General features: G+C 63.6%; 17 protein-coding genes. 1 reads left to right on the top strand and 16 read right to left on the bottom strand.

Translation table 11 applies throughout. From position 1 onward, the window contains the following. Positions 1 to 2 precede the first annotated feature (2 nt). The 12 genes from iolG to CLU93_RS15720 form a co-directional block, all read right to left on the bottom strand. Positions 3 to 992 (bottom strand): inositol 2-dehydrogenase, encoded by a 990-nt coding sequence (iolG, locus tag CLU93_RS15775; RefSeq protein WP_099762215.1) that lies wholly within the window; start codon positions 990 to 992, stop codon positions 3 to 5. A 70-nt stretch (positions 993 to 1,062) separates the two neighbouring features. Then, positions 1,063 to 2,157, bottom strand: a complete 1,095-nt coding sequence (locus CLU93_RS15770) for a porin (RefSeq protein ID WP_099762214.1) — start codon at positions 2,155 to 2,157, stop codon at positions 1,063 to 1,065. A 112-nt stretch (positions 2,158 to 2,269) separates the two neighbouring features. Continuing rightward, positions 2,270 to 3,103 (bottom strand): inositol monophosphatase family protein, encoded by an 834-nt coding sequence (locus CLU93_RS15765; RefSeq protein WP_099762213.1) that lies wholly within the window; start codon positions 3,101 to 3,103, stop codon positions 2,270 to 2,272. Then, positions 3,100 to 4,185: an ABC transporter ATP-binding protein gene (locus tag CLU93_RS15760; protein ID WP_099762212.1), complete on the bottom strand. Its 1,086-nt coding sequence runs from the start codon at positions 4,183 to 4,185 to the stop codon at positions 3,100 to 3,102. Before CLU93_RS15760 ends, CLU93_RS15765 begins: the two co-directional genes overlap by 4 nt. Continuing rightward, a complete protein-coding gene (locus CLU93_RS15755) occupies positions 4,182 to 6,356 on the bottom strand; it encodes an ABC transporter permease (protein ID WP_257224982.1) in 2,175 nt (724 codons plus the stop codon). Before CLU93_RS15755 ends, CLU93_RS15760 begins: the two co-directional genes overlap by 4 nt. Before the next feature lie 203 nt (positions 6,357 to 6,559). Further along, a complete protein-coding gene (locus tag CLU93_RS15750; RefSeq protein ID WP_099762210.1) occupies positions 6,560 to 7,579 on the bottom strand; it encodes an ABC transporter substrate-binding protein in 1,020 nt (339 codons plus the stop codon). Positions 7,580 to 7,824: 245 nt separating this feature from the next. Then, the gene (locus CLU93_RS15745; RefSeq protein ID WP_099762209.1) at positions 7,825 to 9,123 is read right to left on the bottom strand and encodes an MFS transporter; all 1,299 of its coding nucleotides are present in this window, start codon (positions 9,121 to 9,123) and stop codon (positions 7,825 to 7,827) included. 579 nt (positions 9,124 to 9,702) lie between these two features. Next, positions 9,703 to 10,023 carry a thioredoxin family protein gene (locus CLU93_RS15740; RefSeq protein ID WP_373629879.1) on the bottom strand — a complete coding sequence of 107 codons (321 nt, stop codon included), beginning with the start codon at positions 10,021 to 10,023 and terminating at the stop codon, positions 9,703 to 9,705. 21 nt (positions 10,024 to 10,044) lie between these two features. Further along, positions 10,045 to 10,740 carry a fumarylacetoacetate hydrolase family protein gene (locus CLU93_RS15735; RefSeq protein ID WP_099762207.1) on the bottom strand — a complete coding sequence of 232 codons (696 nt, stop codon included), beginning with the start codon at positions 10,738 to 10,740 and terminating at the stop codon, positions 10,045 to 10,047. Positions 10,741 to 10,830: 90 nt separating this feature from the next. Beyond that, on the bottom strand, positions 10,831 to 12,033 hold the full coding sequence (gene pcaF, locus CLU93_RS15730) for a 3-oxoadipyl-CoA thiolase (protein WP_099762206.1): 1,203 nt from the start codon (positions 12,031 to 12,033) through the stop codon (positions 10,831 to 10,833). A 34-nt stretch (positions 12,034 to 12,067) separates the two neighbouring features. Continuing rightward, positions 12,068 to 12,709, bottom strand: coding sequence for a 3-oxoacid CoA-transferase subunit B (locus CLU93_RS15725; RefSeq protein ID WP_257224981.1), 642 nt, complete (start codon positions 12,707 to 12,709; stop codon positions 12,068 to 12,070). A 10-nt stretch (positions 12,710 to 12,719) separates the two neighbouring features. Continuing rightward, positions 12,720 to 13,418 carry a 3-oxoacid CoA-transferase subunit A gene (locus CLU93_RS15720; RefSeq protein WP_099762204.1) on the bottom strand — a complete coding sequence of 233 codons (699 nt, stop codon included), beginning with the start codon at positions 13,416 to 13,418 and terminating at the stop codon, positions 12,720 to 12,722. A 165-nt stretch (positions 13,419 to 13,583) separates the two neighbouring features. On the opposite strand from CLU93_RS15720, the gene CLU93_RS15715 reads away from it, so the two are divergent. After that, positions 13,584 to 14,411, top strand: coding sequence for an IclR family transcriptional regulator domain-containing protein (locus CLU93_RS15715; RefSeq protein ID WP_099762203.1), 828 nt, complete (start codon positions 13,584 to 13,586; stop codon positions 14,409 to 14,411). A gap of 16 nt (positions 14,412 to 14,427) precedes the next feature. On the opposite strand, the gene CLU93_RS15710 is transcribed toward CLU93_RS15715, so the two are convergent. Genes CLU93_RS15710 through CLU93_RS15695 form a run of 4 tightly spaced genes read right to left on the bottom strand, consistent with a single transcriptional unit; the run spans position 14,428 to position 16,543 of the window. After that, positions 14,428 to 15,285, bottom strand: coding sequence for a ChaN family lipoprotein (locus CLU93_RS15710; protein ID WP_099762202.1), 858 nt, complete (start codon positions 15,283 to 15,285; stop codon positions 14,428 to 14,430). A 42-nt stretch (positions 15,286 to 15,327) separates the two neighbouring features. Further along, entirely contained in the window at positions 15,328 to 15,759 is a 432-nt protein-coding gene (locus CLU93_RS15705; protein ID WP_099762201.1) for a DUF6691 family protein, read from the bottom strand. Next, positions 15,756 to 16,181: a YeeE/YedE family protein gene (locus tag CLU93_RS15700; protein ID WP_099762200.1), complete on the bottom strand. Its 426-nt coding sequence runs from the start codon at positions 16,179 to 16,181 to the stop codon at positions 15,756 to 15,758. The genes CLU93_RS15705 and CLU93_RS15700 overlap by 4 nt, the downstream gene beginning before the upstream one ends. Before the next feature lie 8 nt (positions 16,182 to 16,189). After that, a complete protein-coding gene (locus CLU93_RS15695; protein WP_099762199.1) occupies positions 16,190 to 16,543 on the bottom strand; it encodes an ArsR/SmtB family transcription factor in 354 nt (117 codons plus the stop codon). Between the last annotated feature and the right edge of the window lie 156 nt (positions 16,544 to 16,699).

The raw sequence follows: 16,699 nt of genomic DNA, 5'->3' as shown, positions 1-16,699 counted from the left end.
CCTTATGACAGTTGCACGATGCGCTGCTCGCGCCACGACACGGTGGCCGCTTCGGCCAGTTCCAGGGCTTTCAAGCCATCGTTGACGGTGGTGCGCAGGGGAGCGCCATGGGCAAAGGCATCGAAAAAGTGCGCCATTTCGCTGGCGTAGGCGGCGCGGTAGCGTTCCAGGAAAAAGTCTTCCGGCTTGTCCACGCTGACGTTGATGGCGCCATAGGCCGTCACTTCCGTCGGCTTGTGATTGCCCGCCTGCAGCATGCCCAGGCTGCCCAGCACTTCGAAGCGCTGGTCGTAGCCGTAGGCGGCGCGGCGCGTCGTGTTGATCTGGCACAAGCGGCCTTTTGCCGTGCGGATGGTGACGGCCGTGCAATCGAGGTCGCCCGCCGCGCCGATGGCCGGGTCGACGAGGCAGCTGCCTGTGGCGTGCACGCTGACGGCTTCATCGTCGAGTATCCAGCGGAAGATGTCGAAATCGTGGATCAGCATATCCTTGAAGATGCCGCCCGAGACCTGGATATAGCTGACGGGCGGCGGGCCCGGATCGCGGCTGGTGACGATGAGTACTTCCGGCGTGCCGATCTCGCCCGCTGCGATGCGCTGCTTGACGGCGGCAAACGTGGGGTCGTAGCGGCGCTGGAAGCCGATCATGCACAGCACGCCAGCATCCTTCACGGCAGCCGCGGCGGCGCGCGCGCGCGCCAGGGTCAGGTCGACGGGTTTTTCGCAAAAGATGGCCTTGCCGGCGGCTGCCGCGCGCACGATCAGGTCCGCATGCGTATCCGTGCTCGACGCGATCAGCACGGCTTTGACTTCAGGGTCGGCCAGTACTGCCTCCACGCTGGCGACGCTGGCGCCGTGCAGGGCCGCCACTTCCGCCGCCGCCCCCGCATGCACGTCGACCACGTATTTCAGGCGCACGCCAGGCTGGCGCACCAGATTGCCGGCATGAATGCGGCCGATGCGCCCGGCGCCGAACAATGCCACTTGAATCATTTCCATCTCCTTGATAGTCGGTAGTACACCACCCGGAAATGCACACGTGTGCAAATCCGGGCAAAAAAGGTTAAAACAAGTGGATGACGCCCAGCATTACGCCGCTGAGCTTGGCCCCCTTCTTGGTGGCGGCGAAGGCATTGCCGCCAAACGTGTAGTTGGCATTCTTGTCGTTATTCGTCTGCGTGTAGTAGGCGTAGACGGTGCTGCGCTTGGACAAGTAATACTCGTAGCCCAGGGTCGCCTGCTTGGCGCCGCTGTCGTCGCCGCGCACCAGGGTGGTCGCCTTGATGGTCACGCTGCTGCCCTTGGGCGCACTGCCCGAGACATCGCCTGCCACGCCGAAGCGGCCGATGAAGGAACCGCCGCCCGCCTTGTAGGCGCCCGTGATGGTGAAGTAGTCGCGCTGCAAGTCGCCGCCGGCCACGTCATACACCATGCGGTTCCAGGCCACGCCCACGTCGCCGCCGCCGAAGTTGTAATTGCCCACGGCGCGGAACATCTTTTCGCTGAAGCCGGGACGCAAATCCTTGTGCTTTTCATAGCCGACGGCACCCTTGACGGGACCGTTCACGTATTGCACGATGCCCGAATAGATGCGGTCGCCATTCGATGCCTCGTTTTCGCTGGCGCGGTAAATAGTGGCGCTGAAGCCTTGAACTACGGGCGTGCGATAGCTGACGGCGTTCGAACTGCGGCGGTTGAAGCCTTCGCCGCCCAGCTGGGAAATGTTGGCGTCATCCTGGATGCCTTCGCCCACGAAACGGTTGGTGTAACCGTTGATCTGGCGGATCGGCGTGGCGAAGCGGCCCAGCGCGATGCGACCATAGGCGGGGTTTTCCAGCCCGACAAAGGTATCCTTGCTATTGATGGCGCCCGTACCATCGTCAAGCTTGGCGTTGCCCTCGATCTGGAAGAAGGCCGTGTTGCCATTGCCCAAGTCTTCTCTTCCCCGGAAACCGATCTTCGAGGAATTGTCCGATACGCGCGAAATCGACTCGCCATTCGGCGCAGTGGCCGAGCTCGACGTTTCGATACGGTCGAGGCCGGCATGAATGCGGCCGTACACGACGACGCTCGATTCGGCCAGCACGCAGCCTGGTACGACCAGCAGCAATACCGCGGCGATCTTGTTCAACTGCATGGTGTTCATCCCGTTTTTCATTTTGTCTCCTGCTTGTTTTTATGGTGGTGGATTACTCATGATGCTCAACAGTGTGTTTCCCTGCGCGCGCCCACCGCGGGCCGCCCTTGCCCCCCCCTTTCAAGAAGATGATTTATTGGCAGCGCGGCAATGCCAGTGCTTCCAGTTGCGGATACAAACGGGGACCGCCTACCAGGATGGGGTTGCCTTTTTCCAGGCCGTTATCGGCCAGGAAATCATTGCAGCGCCCGCCCGCTTCATTGACAAGCACGATGCCCGCCAGGCAATCCCAGGAATTGATGTGCGGCTCGAAATAACCGATCAGGCGCCCGGCCGCCACGTAGGCGATCATCAAGGCGCCGGAACCGTTGCGGATGAACATGCCGCCCTCTTCCAGCACGTCGAGCAGGAACGGCAAAAAGGTATCGGTACCGACGCGGTGCGAAAAGCCCACGCCCAGCACGCCACCCTGCAGGCTGGCCACGTCGTTGACGCGCAGCCGCGTTTCGCCCGCCTTTGCTGCCACGTACGCCCCCTGCCCCAGGCAGGCGTGGAACAGCTCGTCCGCATTCGGGTCGTACACGGCGCCGATGGCGGGCTGACCGTCGACCAGCACGCCGATCGACACGCACCAGGCCAGCATGCCGTTGACGAAACAGGCCGTGCCATCGATGGGATCGATGACCCACACGCAGCGCGCATCGGAGGCCCCGCCGCCCCGCTCCTCGCCCACCACGGCGTCTTCGGGGAAGCGCTCGGCGATCTGCGCGCGCAGGAAATCCTCCACCATGCGGTCGGCGATGCTGACCATATCCTGCAAGCCCTTTTCCTCGATCACCAGTTCCGTGCGGCGCTGAAACATGCCCAGCGCAATCTCGCCCGCCTGGCCGATGATGTGCCGGGCGTAGGCATAGCGTTCCAGGGTGGCCGCGTCGGCCAGTACCGCTGCCTGTGTCATATCTGTCATGCTTGTCCTCCAATGATGGCTGCGCCATGTTCGTGTACGGTCATGGCGACCGATGTGCCTTGCGTGAAAACCTGGCTCAAGTCGTGCGAGACGGCAAACAGTTCGCCGACCGGCGTATCGAGCGTGTATTGCATTTCGCGCCCCAGATAGGTGGCGCGCGCCACGCGCACCACCATGGCGCTGTCGGGCTGCGCGGGCGACAGCAGGATCGCTTCCGGACGCACGGCGAAACTCGCTTCGCCGCTGCGCTGGCTGCGGCATGGCAGGCGCAGCCGCAATTTGCCCATGACGCAGACGGCCTTGCCGTCGGCCACCGATTCGATCACGCCATCGACGATGTTCGCGTTGCAGATGAAGTCGGCGACGAACTTGTCGGCTGGCGACTCGAACAGTTCGTGCGGCGTGCCCTTTTGCGCGATCACCTGCCGGTTCATGACGATGATCTGGTCGGAAATGGCCAGCGCCTCTTCCTGGTCATGCGTGACATACACGGCAGTCAGGCCCAGCTTGACCTGGATGTCGCGGATCTCGTCGCGCACGCGGCGGCGCAGTTTCGTGTCGAGGTTGGACAGCGGCTCGTCCAGCAGCAGCACCTTGGGCTGCAGCACCAGCGAACGGGCCACGGCCACCCTCTGCTGCTGGCCACCCGACAACTCGTTCGGAAAGCGCGCGGCAAAATCGGCCAGGCCCACCAGGCGCAGGCTTTCCTGCGCCCGTTCCACGGCGCGCGGCTTGGTCTCGCCGGACACGATGAGGCCGTAGCACACGTTGTCGAGCACCGTCATGTGCGGAAACAGCGCATAGGACTGGAACACCATGCTGACGTCGCGCTCGGCGGCGGAGGTCAATGTGACGTCCTCGCCGGCCAGCAGGATGCGCCCGGCGCTGACGCGTTCCAGGCCGGCGATCAGACGCAGGGTCGAGGTCTTGCCGCAGCCGCTGGGCCCCAGCAGGGTGACCATGGTGCGCGGCGCGATCGTGAACGAGACATCGTTCACGGCCAGGGCCTTGCCGTAGCGCTTGGTAACGCCATCGAATTCCAGCGCGGCAATCTCTGTTGCGTGGGTAGTAAAGTGGTTCATGCGTAGCTCTTTTCCAGGTTGGGAACGGTGGCCGGCAGCGTTTTTTCGGCGCTGACGCGGCGAAGGCGGCGCTTGCCGACCAGCAAATGGATCAATTGGATGCACAGCAGGATGACGACGATCAGGACCGTGGCGTAGGCAATCGCCGTGCCGTAGTTGCCGTTCGACACCAGGCCGATGATGTAGGACGTGGCCATGTCGTAATCGGCGCTGACGAGGAAGACGACGGCCGAGATCGACGTGATCGAGCGCACGAAGCCATACACGAGGGCCGAGGCAATGGCCGGGCGCAGCAGCGGCAAGATGACCTTGCGCATGGTGGTCCAGCTGCTGGCGCCCAGGGTGATCGAGGCCTCGTCCAGGCTGCCGTCGAGCTGGCGCATGGCGGCGATGCCCGTGCGCAAGCCCATCGGCATGTTGCGAAAAACAAAGCACAGGATCAGAATCGTCGCCGTGCCCGTCAACTCGATCGGTGCCGAGTTGAACGCCAGGATGTAGCTGATGCCGATGACGGTGCCTGGAATGGCAAAGCTGAGCATGGTGCCGAACTCGAAAGCGCTTTTCAGGGCGAATTGCTGGCGCACCAGCAGCCAGGCCGAGAGGATGCCGACAAAGGCCGTCAAGGGCGCAGCGATGGCCGAAATCGTCAACGTGGTAAACAGCGATGGCCAGGCCTGGCCCGTCCAGTGCCAGCCGGAAGCGCCCGCCGTGATGCCGAAGGCGTCGATGTAATGGCGCAAGGTAAAGGCATTGTCCTGGCCCCAGTTATTCACGAAGCCGCCCGCCACCACCGTGCCGTAGATCAGGGCCGTGAAGGCGAACCATGGCAGGGCGATGGTCCACAGCATGGTTTTCAGGCGCGGGTTGAGCGAGGCATGGCCGCCGTGGTCGGCCTTGCCCGTCACCGTCACATACGACTTTTTGCCCAGCCACAGGTTCTGGATGAAGAAGGCGCCCACGGCAAAGGTGAGCAGGACGATGGCCAGGGTGGCGGCGCGGCCCTGATCGTTCGAAGCGCCCACCACGGAAAAGAAGATTTCCGTCGACAGCACGTGGAAGTTGCCGCCCAAGACCATCGGGTTGCCGAAGTCGGCCATGCTTTCGATAAAGCACAGCAGGAAGGCGTTGGCGATGCCGGGACGCATCAAGGGCAGCGACACCTTGACGAAGGTTTGCCAGCTGCTGGCACCCAGGGTGCCCGACGCTTCTTCCAGCGAGGGACTGACGCCTTCCACCACACCAATTAATGTCATGAAGGCGATCGGCGCAAAGGCCAGCATCTGCGACAGCCACACGCCCGTCATGCCGTACAGCCAGCGGCTTTGCTCGATGCCAAACAGATCGCCGACCAGGCCCGTGATGGCACCGTTGCGGCCGAACAGCAGGATCAGGGCCAGACCCAGCACGAAGGGCGGCGTGACGATCGGCAAGATGGTGATGGCACGCATGGGGCGTACCCAGCGGCCATTGGTGCGCGTCACCAGCAGGGCAAATACGAGCCCGAGGAAGGTGGCCGACACGCCCGTCAGCAAGGCCAGCGCCAGGGTATTCCAGGCCACGCCGCAGCGGCCGGGACCGGCCACGCAATTGAGGCTCCAGATACCGGGGTCCGCCAGGCGGCGCGCCAGGGCGGCAGCGCCCGTGCCGCCATCATCCATGGGCTGGCCGGCGCTGACCAGGATCAGCGCGACGGGGAACAGCACGAACAGGGAAATCAGGCAAATGATGAGGCCGATGGCACCGGCCACAAAGGCGTCGCCGCGGCACACGCCGCAGGCGGCTGCGCCCGACGTGAGGAGGAACAGCAGGCACAGCGCCAGCAGCAGCGCGCCGAAGCCCAGGCCGGTGCTGGCGGCAAGCGGCCCCCAGCCCAGCCATGCCAGCCACAGCAAGCCGGTGGCGCCGATGGCGATCTGGCCCAAGCCCAGGGTCTTGCGGTGGGGATTGCCGGCCACCAGCGCGGCGCTGGCAGCGATCAGGGCGAAGAACACGCCCAGCGGCCAGGCACCGAACGACAGCACGTGCAGCACGGCCGGTGCGCCACGGTCACTGAAGAACTGGCCGTCGCGCAGCCATTCGCCGGCGAACAGTCCCGCTTCCTGCTGCTGCCAGGGCAACAGGCACAACGCTGCCAGGGCGGCCAGCAGCCAGCCGTAAAATATCTTTTTCATGAGTTTCATCCAACTATGAACGTCTGAAATTCTGTTGCGCGGTGCGCTCTGTTTTCCAGACGTTTTGAACAATTTATATAGGTTTAACGCCTGCCAAAACTGTAGCGAGCGGCAGTGAGTTGCGGCCGAGACGCGCAGCTGTGCGCTAGCACAGTGAGCATCGCAGGCTGCAAATCGCGACGCGCAGTAAGTTTTGGCGCGCGTTAATTGCCGGCAGAATAAATCTGTGTCGTCCAGCGTTGTAATAGGCGCTTGCGCGTGTCCGAGGCGCCATACTTGGCGAAGTCGTAGTTGATGGTTTTGATGTTTTCCATGCGCGGCGAGGCGGCGGGAATGGTGGCGGCCACGTTGGACGGGATCTGGAAGGCCAGCGCTTTCACGGCTTCGCTCTGCACGTCGGGACGCAGGGCGAATTCATAGAATTTTTTTGCCTGCTCCATGTTTTTCGCGCCCTTGACGATGCTCATCGAACCGATCTCGTAACCCGTGCCCTCGCAGGGCGGCAAGACTTTCACGGGAAAGCCGGCCACGGTGAGTTTCATCAGGTCATGCATGAAGCCAATGGCCACGCCCGCTTCGCCGCGGCCCACGTCTTCGCCGGGCGCCACGCCCGCGTTCGGATACTTGCTGACGTTCTGGCCCATTTTCGCCAGGAAATCGAAGGCTTCCTCTTCGCCGAACAGCTGCACCACGGTGGCCAGCGCGTTGTAGGCGGCGCCAGAGGAATTCGGGTTGGCCATCTCGATCTCGCCCTTGTAGGCGGGCTTGACGAGGTCTTTCCAGCATTGGGGCGGCGGCAGGTTTTTCTTCTTCAGCACGTTTTCATTGTAGGCCAGCCCCAGGATGCCGATGTAGATGCCGACGGTGCGGTACTTGGCCGTCTCGGCCTGCTTGAGCGCCCACGGCTGCAGCTTGGGCAGAGTGGGTGACTTGTATTCTTCCGTATAGCCTTCGGCGGCGGCTTGCAGGTGCGGGTCGCCCGTGCCGCCCCACCAGATGTCCGATTTCGGGTTCGACGCTTCGGCGCGGATCTTCGCGTACGCCTCGCCCGCGCTCTTCCTGATCATCGATACCTTGATCTTGCTTTCCGCCTCAAAGCGGTTCTTCATCAGCTGGCACCATTCCATGTCGGCCGAACACAGCACGGACAGGCGCTCATCGGCGGCCATGGCCGTCATCGGCAGGGCCAGGCTAATAACAATCGCAACATTGCGCATCTTCATCGTCTCACTCCAAGTTTGTTGTCGTTGTGGTACTTCAGACCGCACCGCTATCTTGCGGTGTCACTGTCCCGGGATGTGCTTTCCAGGGGCTTGCACTGCATTGCACACGTGTGCACACCTTACCACCAGCCGATTTTGACTGTCAACAAGAATTTCGGCAGGCGTGCGGCGTGGTGTTTTACCGACAAAAAAAGCCGCCAGCTGTATGCAGCTGGCGGCTTCGGGGGATTAGCTAGCGCGGGCGTTTATTCCCACGCTTCCTTGCCTGCCCTCGGCTTGCCCACCATCAGCAGTGCGCCCAGGGTCAGCACGGCGGCCAGCGACAGGTAATAGCCCACGTATTGCAAGCCATGGTTGGTGGCCAGCCAGGTGGCGATGTACGGCGCCAGCGAGGCGCCGAGGATACCGGCCAGGTTGAACGTCAGCGAGGCGCCCGTGTAGCGCACTTCGGGCGGGAACAGCTCGGACAGCATGGTGCCCAGCGGTCCGTAGGTCATGCCCATCAGGCCCAGGCCGACAGCCATGAAGAGCGTCACTTCCCAGGTCACGCCGGAGCCGAACATGGGTGCCAGCACCAGGCCGAAAATGGCGATGGCGACGGAAACCCAGATCATGGTGGCGCGGCGGCCGCGGCGGTCGGCCAGCACGGCCGAAAACGGAATCGTCAGCGCAAAGAACAGCACGGCAAACAGCTGCACGACGAGGAATTCCTTGCGCGTGAAGCCCAGCTTGGTCGTGCCCCAGCTCAAGGCAAACACCGTCATCAGGTAGAACAGCACGAAGGTGGCCAGGGCGATGATGGTGCCCAGGAACAGCATGCGGCCATGCTGGCGGAACACGGTGGCGACGGGCAGCTTGACGACTTCGTTCTTCTCGATGACTTTCTGGAAGTCCGGTGTTTCCGTGATCTTCAGACGCACATACAGGCCGACGATGACCAGCAGCGCGCTGGCCAGGAAGGGGATGCGCCAGCCGTAGCTGAAGAATTGTTCATCGGTCAGGGTTTCGCTGAGCAGCAGGAAGATGCCGCCCGACAGGAAGAAGCCGATCGGTGCGCCCAGCTGCGGGAACATGCCGTACCAGGCGCGTTTGCCCGGTGGCGCGTTTTCCGTGGCCAGCAGCACCGCGCCGCCCCATTCTCCGCCCAGACCCAGGCCCTGGCCGAAACGGCACAGCGCCAGCAGCAACGGCGCCAGGGTACCGATGGCGGCATACGTCGGCAGCAAGCCGATGATGACGGTCGAGATACCCATGGTCAGCAAGGCCGCCACGAGAGTGGCCTTGCGGCCGATGCGGTCGCCGAAGTGGCCGAACACGGCCGAACCGATGGGGCGGGCGAAGAAGGCGATGGCAAACGTGGCCAGCGACTGCAGCACGGCGGCCGACGGGTCGCCGGCGGGGAAGAACAGTTTCGGGAACACCAGCACGGCAGCGGTGGCGTAGATATAAAAGTCGAAGAACTCGATGGTGGTGCCGATCAGGCTGGCGAACAGCACCGTGCCGGGGGAATTTTTCTTGGGGGGGGTGCTCGGGGGCTTGCTCATTTACTGCGCTCCTTGGGGAGGGTGTCTAAAGGCCATTCTCTGGATGTTTTTTCAGGCAGCAGCACAGCACGTTGTCTCCGTGTCGTTCGCATATCATAGCCTTGCGTGCATGCATTTGCCGCGCATTTTCTATTCAATTTGCAAACAAAAAAACAACGGTTTTTGTTGCCGTAGCGAACTACCGGCAACGCGCGCCAACGCGCCGTGATCAGTGCTGATTTAGAGAAACAACGGTCGTGCGCCATCCGGTTACCCGGGGCACGGCAGGAAAGGCGTCAGGGGATGGGCGACGTGTATCAGGCCCGGCGTATCGCCAGGCATTCCGTACCAGACCCGCGCGTCGGCATCGCGGCATCGGTCATTTGTGGTGAATCCTTGCCTGCGGCCCCTCCGGGTGGAGCGGGCCGGCGATGATCGCGCTGCATCACGAAGGATGCGGTTGATCTTGCTGTAAGCGGCTTATCATACGCGCAGTGGTGCAGTGCGGCAAGAAATGATGCAGTGCAAACCCCAACAGCAAGGACTGGGGTCGGACCCTGAGGGTCCGACCCCGGCATCTGCCGTTGGGTTTAAAACGACCTATGCATCAATCAATGCAAAACTCCGCTCAATTTCACTGCTATCGAGCGGACGCACGAGGCGCGCCACTTCCTGGCCATCTTTCAAAAAGATCAGGGTCGGCCACAGCTTGACCCGGAAGTGGCGCCCCAGCGCGCGGCCGGGGCCGTCTTCGACGCGGAGATGCGGCACCCCGGGGTGCTGCGCAAACGCGGTGGCCAGCGGCGCCTGGGTGGCGCGGCAGTGGCCGCACCAGCCCGTGCCAAATTCCAGCAGGGCCGGCCCCGCCAGGGTGTCGATCTCGGCGCGCGTGGGTTGTGCTACAGAATACGTGTCGTTCATCATGCCAGTCTCCTTGACAGCTTAGGCCACTTTCACGCGCAAAGTGCCCAGGCCATCGATGGCGCCCAGCAGTTCGTCGCCGCGCTGCACGGCCGCCACGCCGGCCGGCGTGCCCGTGTAGATCAGGTCGCCGGGCTGCAAGCTGAAATAGGTCGACAGGTCGGCGATGGTTTCGGCCACGTTCCAGATCAGCATGTCGACGCTGCTGCTTTGACGCAGTTCGCCGTTCACGTGCAGGGTGATGGCAGCATGGCTGACGTCGCCCGCCAGCGCGGCCGGGGTGATGGGGCCGATGGGCGCCGAGTGCTCGAACGCCTTGCCCGTTTCCCACGGACGGCCCTGCTTTTTCGCCGCGCCCTGCACATCGCGGCGCGTCATGTCCAGGCCAAGCGCATAACCCCAGACATGGCTCAGCGCATCGGCCACGCCGATATCACTGCCGCCCTTGCCGATGGCCACCACCAGTTCCATCTCGTGCTGGAAATCCTGCGTTTGCGCCGGATACGGCAACTCGCCCGTCGTGCCGACTGGCACGGGTAGCACGGCGTCGTTTGGTTTCATGAAGAAAAACGGTGCCTCGCGGCCCGTGTGTCCCATTTCCTTGGCGTGCTCGACATAGTTGCGGCCCACGCAATAGATACGGTGCACCGGAAACGTGTCAACGCTGCCGGTGACGGGAACGCTGGGCTGGATGGCTGCGGGAATGACATACGACATGAAGACTCCTGATCGGCACGACAAAAAGGCGGTGATGAAAAAGGGACACCGCAGTGTCCCCCATTTTACGGTAACTTTATTTCAGCAGGGTCAGACGCGTTCCAGCACCAGCGCAATGCCCTGCCCCACGCCGATGCACATGGTACACAGCGCATAACGCCCGCCCGTGCGGTGCAGCTGGTTGACAGCCGTCATGGCCAGGCGCGCACCCGAGGCGCCCAGCGGATGGCCGAGGGCGATGGCGCCGCCGTTCGGGTTGACGCGCGCATCGTCGTCGGGTAAGCCCAGCTGGCGCAGCACGGCCAGGCCTTGCGCGGCAAACGCTTCGTTCAGTTCGATGACGTCGAAGTCGGCCAGGCTCAAACCCGTCATGGCCAGCACTTTCAGGGTGGCGGGCGCAGGGCCGATGCCCATGATGCGCGGCGCCACGCCGGCCGTCGCCATGGCCACGACGCGGGCGCGCGGCGTCAGGCCAAAACGGGCCGCGTTCGCCTCGTCGGCCAGCAGCAGCGCCGCCGCGCCATCGTTGACGCCGGATGCGTTGCCGGCCGTGATCGTGCCATCGGCGCGCACGACGGGTTTCAATTTGGCCAGGGTGTCCAGCGTGGTGGCGCGTGGATGCTCGTCGCGGGAAACGACGATGGCCTCGCCTTTCTTTTGCGCGATGCTGACGGGACAGATTTCGCTGTCGAACATGCCCGCCTGCTGCGCTGCCAGCGCCTTGACCTGGCTGGCCAGGGCGAACGCATCCTGGTCCGCGCGGCTGATGCCAAAATCGCTGGCCACGTTTTCCGCCGTTTCCGGCATCGAATCGACGCCGTACTGCGCCTTCATCAAGGGGTTGATGAAGCGCCAGCCGATGGTCGTGTCTTCCATTTTCATGCCGCGCGCAAAGGCGCTGTCCGCCTTGCCCATGACAAACGGTGCACGGCTCATGCTTTCCACGCCGCCGGCAATCATCAATCCCGCTTCGCCGCTCTTGATGAAGCGCGCGGCGCTGCCAATGGCGTCCAGACCCGAGCCGCACAAACGGTTCAGGGTGGCGCCCGGCACGCTGTCGGGCAAGCCGGCCAGCAGGGCCGCCATGCGCGCCACATTGCGGTTGTCTTCGCCCGCCTGGTTGGCGCAGCCGTACAGCACGTCGGTAACGGCGCTCCAGTCCACGTTCGGATTGCGCGCCATCAAGGCACGGATGGGCACGGCGCCCAGGTCGTCGGCGCGCACGCCGGACAGGCTGCCGCCGTAGCGGCCAAAGGGCGTGCGCTGGGCGTCGCAAATGTATGCGTGGGTCATGTTCTTTCCTCCAAGAAAGTTGTTTGATGTTGAATTAGCGGGCATCCGTCAGCGGTACGGCCGTCAACGCTTGCAGCTGTTCAAAGCTCAAGCCATCGGCCAGTTCGACCACCGTGGCGCCGTTTGGTCCCAGATCGAGCACGGCCAGGTCGCTGTAGATGCGGCTGACGCAAGCGATGCCCGTGAGCGGATAGGTGCACGCCTGCACCAGCTTGCTTTCACCCGTCTTGGTCAGCAATTCCATCATGACCCAGGTTTTTTTCGCGCCGATGGCCAGGTCCATGGCCCCGCCCACGGCGGGAATGGCGTCCGGAGCGCCCGTGTGCCAGTTGGCCAGGTCGCCCGTGGCAGAGACTTGAAACGCCCCCAGCACGCAGATGTCCAGATGGCCGCCGCGCATCATGGCGAAGCTGTCGGCATGGTGAAAATAGCTGCCGCCGGGCAGCAAGGTGACGGGCTGCTTGCCTGCATTGATCAGGTCGTAGTCTTCCTCGCCCGGCACCGGCGCGGGGCCCATGCCGATCACGCCGTTTTCGCTGTGCAGGATGATGTCCGCGCCGGCCGGCAAGTGGTTCGCCACCAGGGTCGGCAAGCCGATGCCCAGGTTGACGACACTACCTTCATGGATGTCGGCCGCCACCCTGGCCGCCATTTGATCTCGATTCCATTTATTCACTTGATACTCCTCAGGCAGCTTTGAAGCCGGCGGGGCCGGTGGCCGTGCGCGGCACTTGCACGATGCGCTGCACGAACAGGCCCGGCGTGATGACGTGTTCGGGGTCGATGCTGCCCAAGTCAAGCACCTCGTGCACGGAAGCAATGCTGACTGTCGCGGCCATGGCCATGATCGGGCCGAAGTTGCGCGCCGTCTTGCGGTAGGTCAGGTTACCCCAGCGGTCGCCCTGCTCCGCCTTGATCAGCGCGAAATCGGCGTGGATCGGTGACTCGAACACATACATGCGGCCATCGATCTCGCGTGTTTCCTTGCCCTTGGCCAAGTCCGTGCCATAGCCCGTGGGCGTGAAAAAGCCGCCGATGCCGGCGCCGGCGGCGCGGATGCGCTCGGCCAGATTGCCCTGCGGCACCAATTCCAGCTCCAGCTTGCCCGCGCGGTACAGCGCGTCGAAGACGTGGGAATCGGCCTGGCGCGGAAACGAGCAGATGATCTTGCGCACCTGCCCGTTTTTCAGCAGGGCGGCCAGGCCCGTGTCGCCATTGCCCGCATTGTTGTTGACGATGACGAGGTCGCGCGCGCCCTGGGCGATCAAGCCGTCGATCAGCTCGGCCGGCTGGCCCGCGCCGCCGAAGCCGCCAATCATGACGGTGGCGCCATCGTGGATATCGGCCAGCGCATCAAGCACGCTGGAACGCAGTTTGTCGATCATTGCTGTCTCCTCCAAATCAAACCTACAATTCATTTGTTCGCATAACGAACAAATATTCGCATTTAGAACTTATTCGTGAGAATATGCCTGATCGGCGCGCTTGTCAATTTGCCGTTTTCACCACCTCCATGGCTATAATTGCCACCTTGCCCCATTGGAATTGCCATGACCGACCGCCGCAGCACGCCCCTTTCCGCCGAAGCAAGCCTGGATACCGACGGCGCCCCCCGTCCCGGCGACAGCTATGTGCAATCGTTCGCGCGGGGCCTGGCCGTGCTGCGCAGCTTTGGCGCGCAGGCGCCGCAGCAGACCCTGAGCGAAGTGGCGGAGCGGGCGCAGCTGACGCGCGCGGGCGCGCGGCGCATCCTGCACACCTTGCTGCATCTCGGTTATGTGGAAGCGGATGGACGGCTGTTCCGCCTGACGCCCAAGGTGCTCGACCTCGGCTACGCCTATCTGTCGTCCTTGCCCGTGTGGACGCAGGCGCAGCCGCTGCTGGAAGAATTGATGCAGACCTTGCGCCAGTCGTGCTCGGCCACCGTGCTCGACGGCGACGACATCGTGTATGTCGTGCGCCTGTCAGCGCACCGCACCATGTCGATCAACCTGGGCATCGGCAGCCGCCTGCCCGCCTACTGCACCTCGATGGGACGTGTCTTGCTGTCGGGCCTGGCGCCCGAGGTGCTGCGCGAACGGCTGTCGACAATGGCGCTGCTGAAAGTCACGCCGGCGACCAAGGTCGATATCGAGATCTTGATGGAAGAGATTGCGCAAGTGCGGCGCCAGGGCTGGTGCCTGGTGCAGGAAGAGCTGGAACAGGGCTTGATCGCCCTGGCCGCCCCCGTGTTCGACCGGGCCGGCAAGGTGGTGGCGGGGATCAATGTCAGCGGCCAGACGGCGGGGCCATCCGTGGCGCATTTGCTGGAACACAGCTTGCCGAAACTGCTCGATACGGCAAGCCGGGTCAGCGCCCTGGTGCGGGTGCAGCAGTAGGCTTATTTCTTGAACCTTATTTCTTGAACTTGGCGCACGGGTCCGGGCGCGGCTGCGCCGGCATCGTTTGCGTCAGGTCGAACGTCCCCTTGTAGCCGCTGCCGCCCTGCTCCAGGTAGCCGATGCTGCGCAGGTTCAGTTGCGGGTCAGCCAGCTTCAGCCAGCGGGGCACGCCGATATCCTTGCGCACATGGTCATTGCCGGCGATCAGCACCACGTCGCGCGGCGCCTGGTCACGGATCAGCTTGGCCATCCAGATATCGCGCGCCACCTGGGCGTTGACGACGCCCTTGATCATCATCTCAGGCAGCATATTGCAGCGGGCCGCCTGCACTTCCTTCTGTTGCCCTTCCAGAATATCGGCCGGCACGGGCGCGGCCAGGTAGGTGGCCACCATGGCGGGCGGCATCGACCACTGGATGCCGTCGCGCACGATGCGCGAGGCATCGGCCGGCGACAGATTGCCGGCGACCAGGGACAATTGATAGCTGATGACGAGGTCCAGCACGGGCCGGTACAAGCTCCAGTCCCAGCGCGGCTGTTCCATCACGCGGATGATGCAATCGGGGTCGGCGCAATCGCGCGCGGCGCGCGTCAGCAAGGCCTGGTTTTCGCGGTCGAATTGTTCCATGACAATCACGGGACGCCAGCCGGCCGCCAGGCGGCGCTGCAACTCGGCGACGCGCAAGCGCTGGCCTTGTGCATTGTCATGCACTTCCCCCAGCAGCAACACTTGCGGATTGGGAAAGGTGTCGGCCGCGGGTGCGGGAGCGGGCGGGGCTTCCTTCTTCAGCAAGCTGCCGCAGGCGGCCAATGCCAGCACGCTGCACAGCAGGGCGGCGCGCGCGCCGACGCGGAAAATCACGGTTGTCATGTAAGCGGTATCCAAAGTGGCGATGCGCCAGATTGTACCGTCTCAGGCCGGCGCGGGTAGCTTGCGGCGCTCCAGCACTTCAAACAGAAGCATGCCGGCCAGCATCGCACCGACAAACAGCCAGGCCTTCGGCTGGCCCGCCAGCAGGGAGACGAGGGCGGGACCGGGACAGAAACCGGCGATGCCCCAGCCTGCGCCAAAGGCCAGGCTGCCCAGCAGCAAGCGCCGGTCGATGCGCCGCGACGCCGGCAATTGCATGGGTTCGCCCAACAGCGCCGTGCTGCGCCGTCCTGCCAGCCAGAAGGCGGGCATGGCCACGGCGATGGCGCCGCCCATCACCAGCGCCAGGGACGGATCCCAGGCGCCGGCCAGGTCGAGGAACCCGAGCACCTTGGCCGGGTTGCTCATGCCGGAGACGATCAGGCCCAGGCCAAAGACGAGGCCGCTCAACAGGGAAAGGAGTAGTTTACTCATAGGTGGCGCAACAGATAGACGGTGAGGAAACCGGCCGCCATGAAGACACAAGTGGCCGCCAGCGAACGCGGTGACAGGCGCGACAGGCCGCACACGCCGTGGCCGCTGGTGCAGCCGGCGCCATAGCGCACGCCCACGCCCACCAGCAAGCCCGCCACGGTCAGGGCCAACGTGCCCGCCTCGATCTGCACGGGCGGCAAGGCTTGCCACTGCGAATACAGCAGGGGCGTGCCGACCAGGCCGGCAAGAAAGGCGATGCGCCAGCCCAGGTCGCCCTGGCGCGGGCGCAGCAAGCCGCCGAGGATGCCGCTGATGCCGGCGATGCGCCCATTGAACAGGATCAATAGCGCAGCCGCCAGGCCGATCAGCATGCCGCCCGCCAGCGAGGCCCACGGTGTGAAGTGCTGCCAAGCAATAGTCATGGTCGGCCTCAGTCCGCTTCGTCGTTGAACGGCAGACGCGGCGCACAGAACTGCGCGTACAGCACTTGCAGCACGGCCAGCACGGGCGCGCTGGCGACGCGATAATAAATCTGCTTGCCATCGCGCCGCGTGGCCACCAGCATCTCTTCGCGCAGCACGCCCAGTTGCTGCGACAGGGTCGGCTGGCCGATGCCCACTTTTTGTTCGAGGTCGCTGACGCAATGTTCGCCCTGCGATAGCTGGCACAGCAGCATCAAACGGTCGGCATTGCCCATGGCCTTGAGCAGCGAGCTGGCCTTATAGGCCGAGCCACGCATGGCGTCGAGGTTGTACTCGGCGTGTTGTGGTGTAACTGTCTCCATCTTGCCCTCCCACAGGCGGTCATATTCATCATCATGCGATAAACAATATACTAATCAATATATTGTTTTCCTGCTGGCGATTCGTACAAAAAAACAACAGTATTTTTCAGTGATAGCGTGCTCATGCCAAGTGTGCGGCAGCGATAGCCATCATGC

This window comes from Janthinobacterium sp. 35 (genome assembly GCF_002754575.1).
Lineage (GTDB): Bacteria > Pseudomonadota > Gammaproteobacteria > Burkholderiales > Burkholderiaceae_D > Janthinobacterium > Janthinobacterium tructae.
Note: the sequence above shows the minus strand (reverse complement) of the source record. Positions and strands in the feature narration are given on the sequence as shown.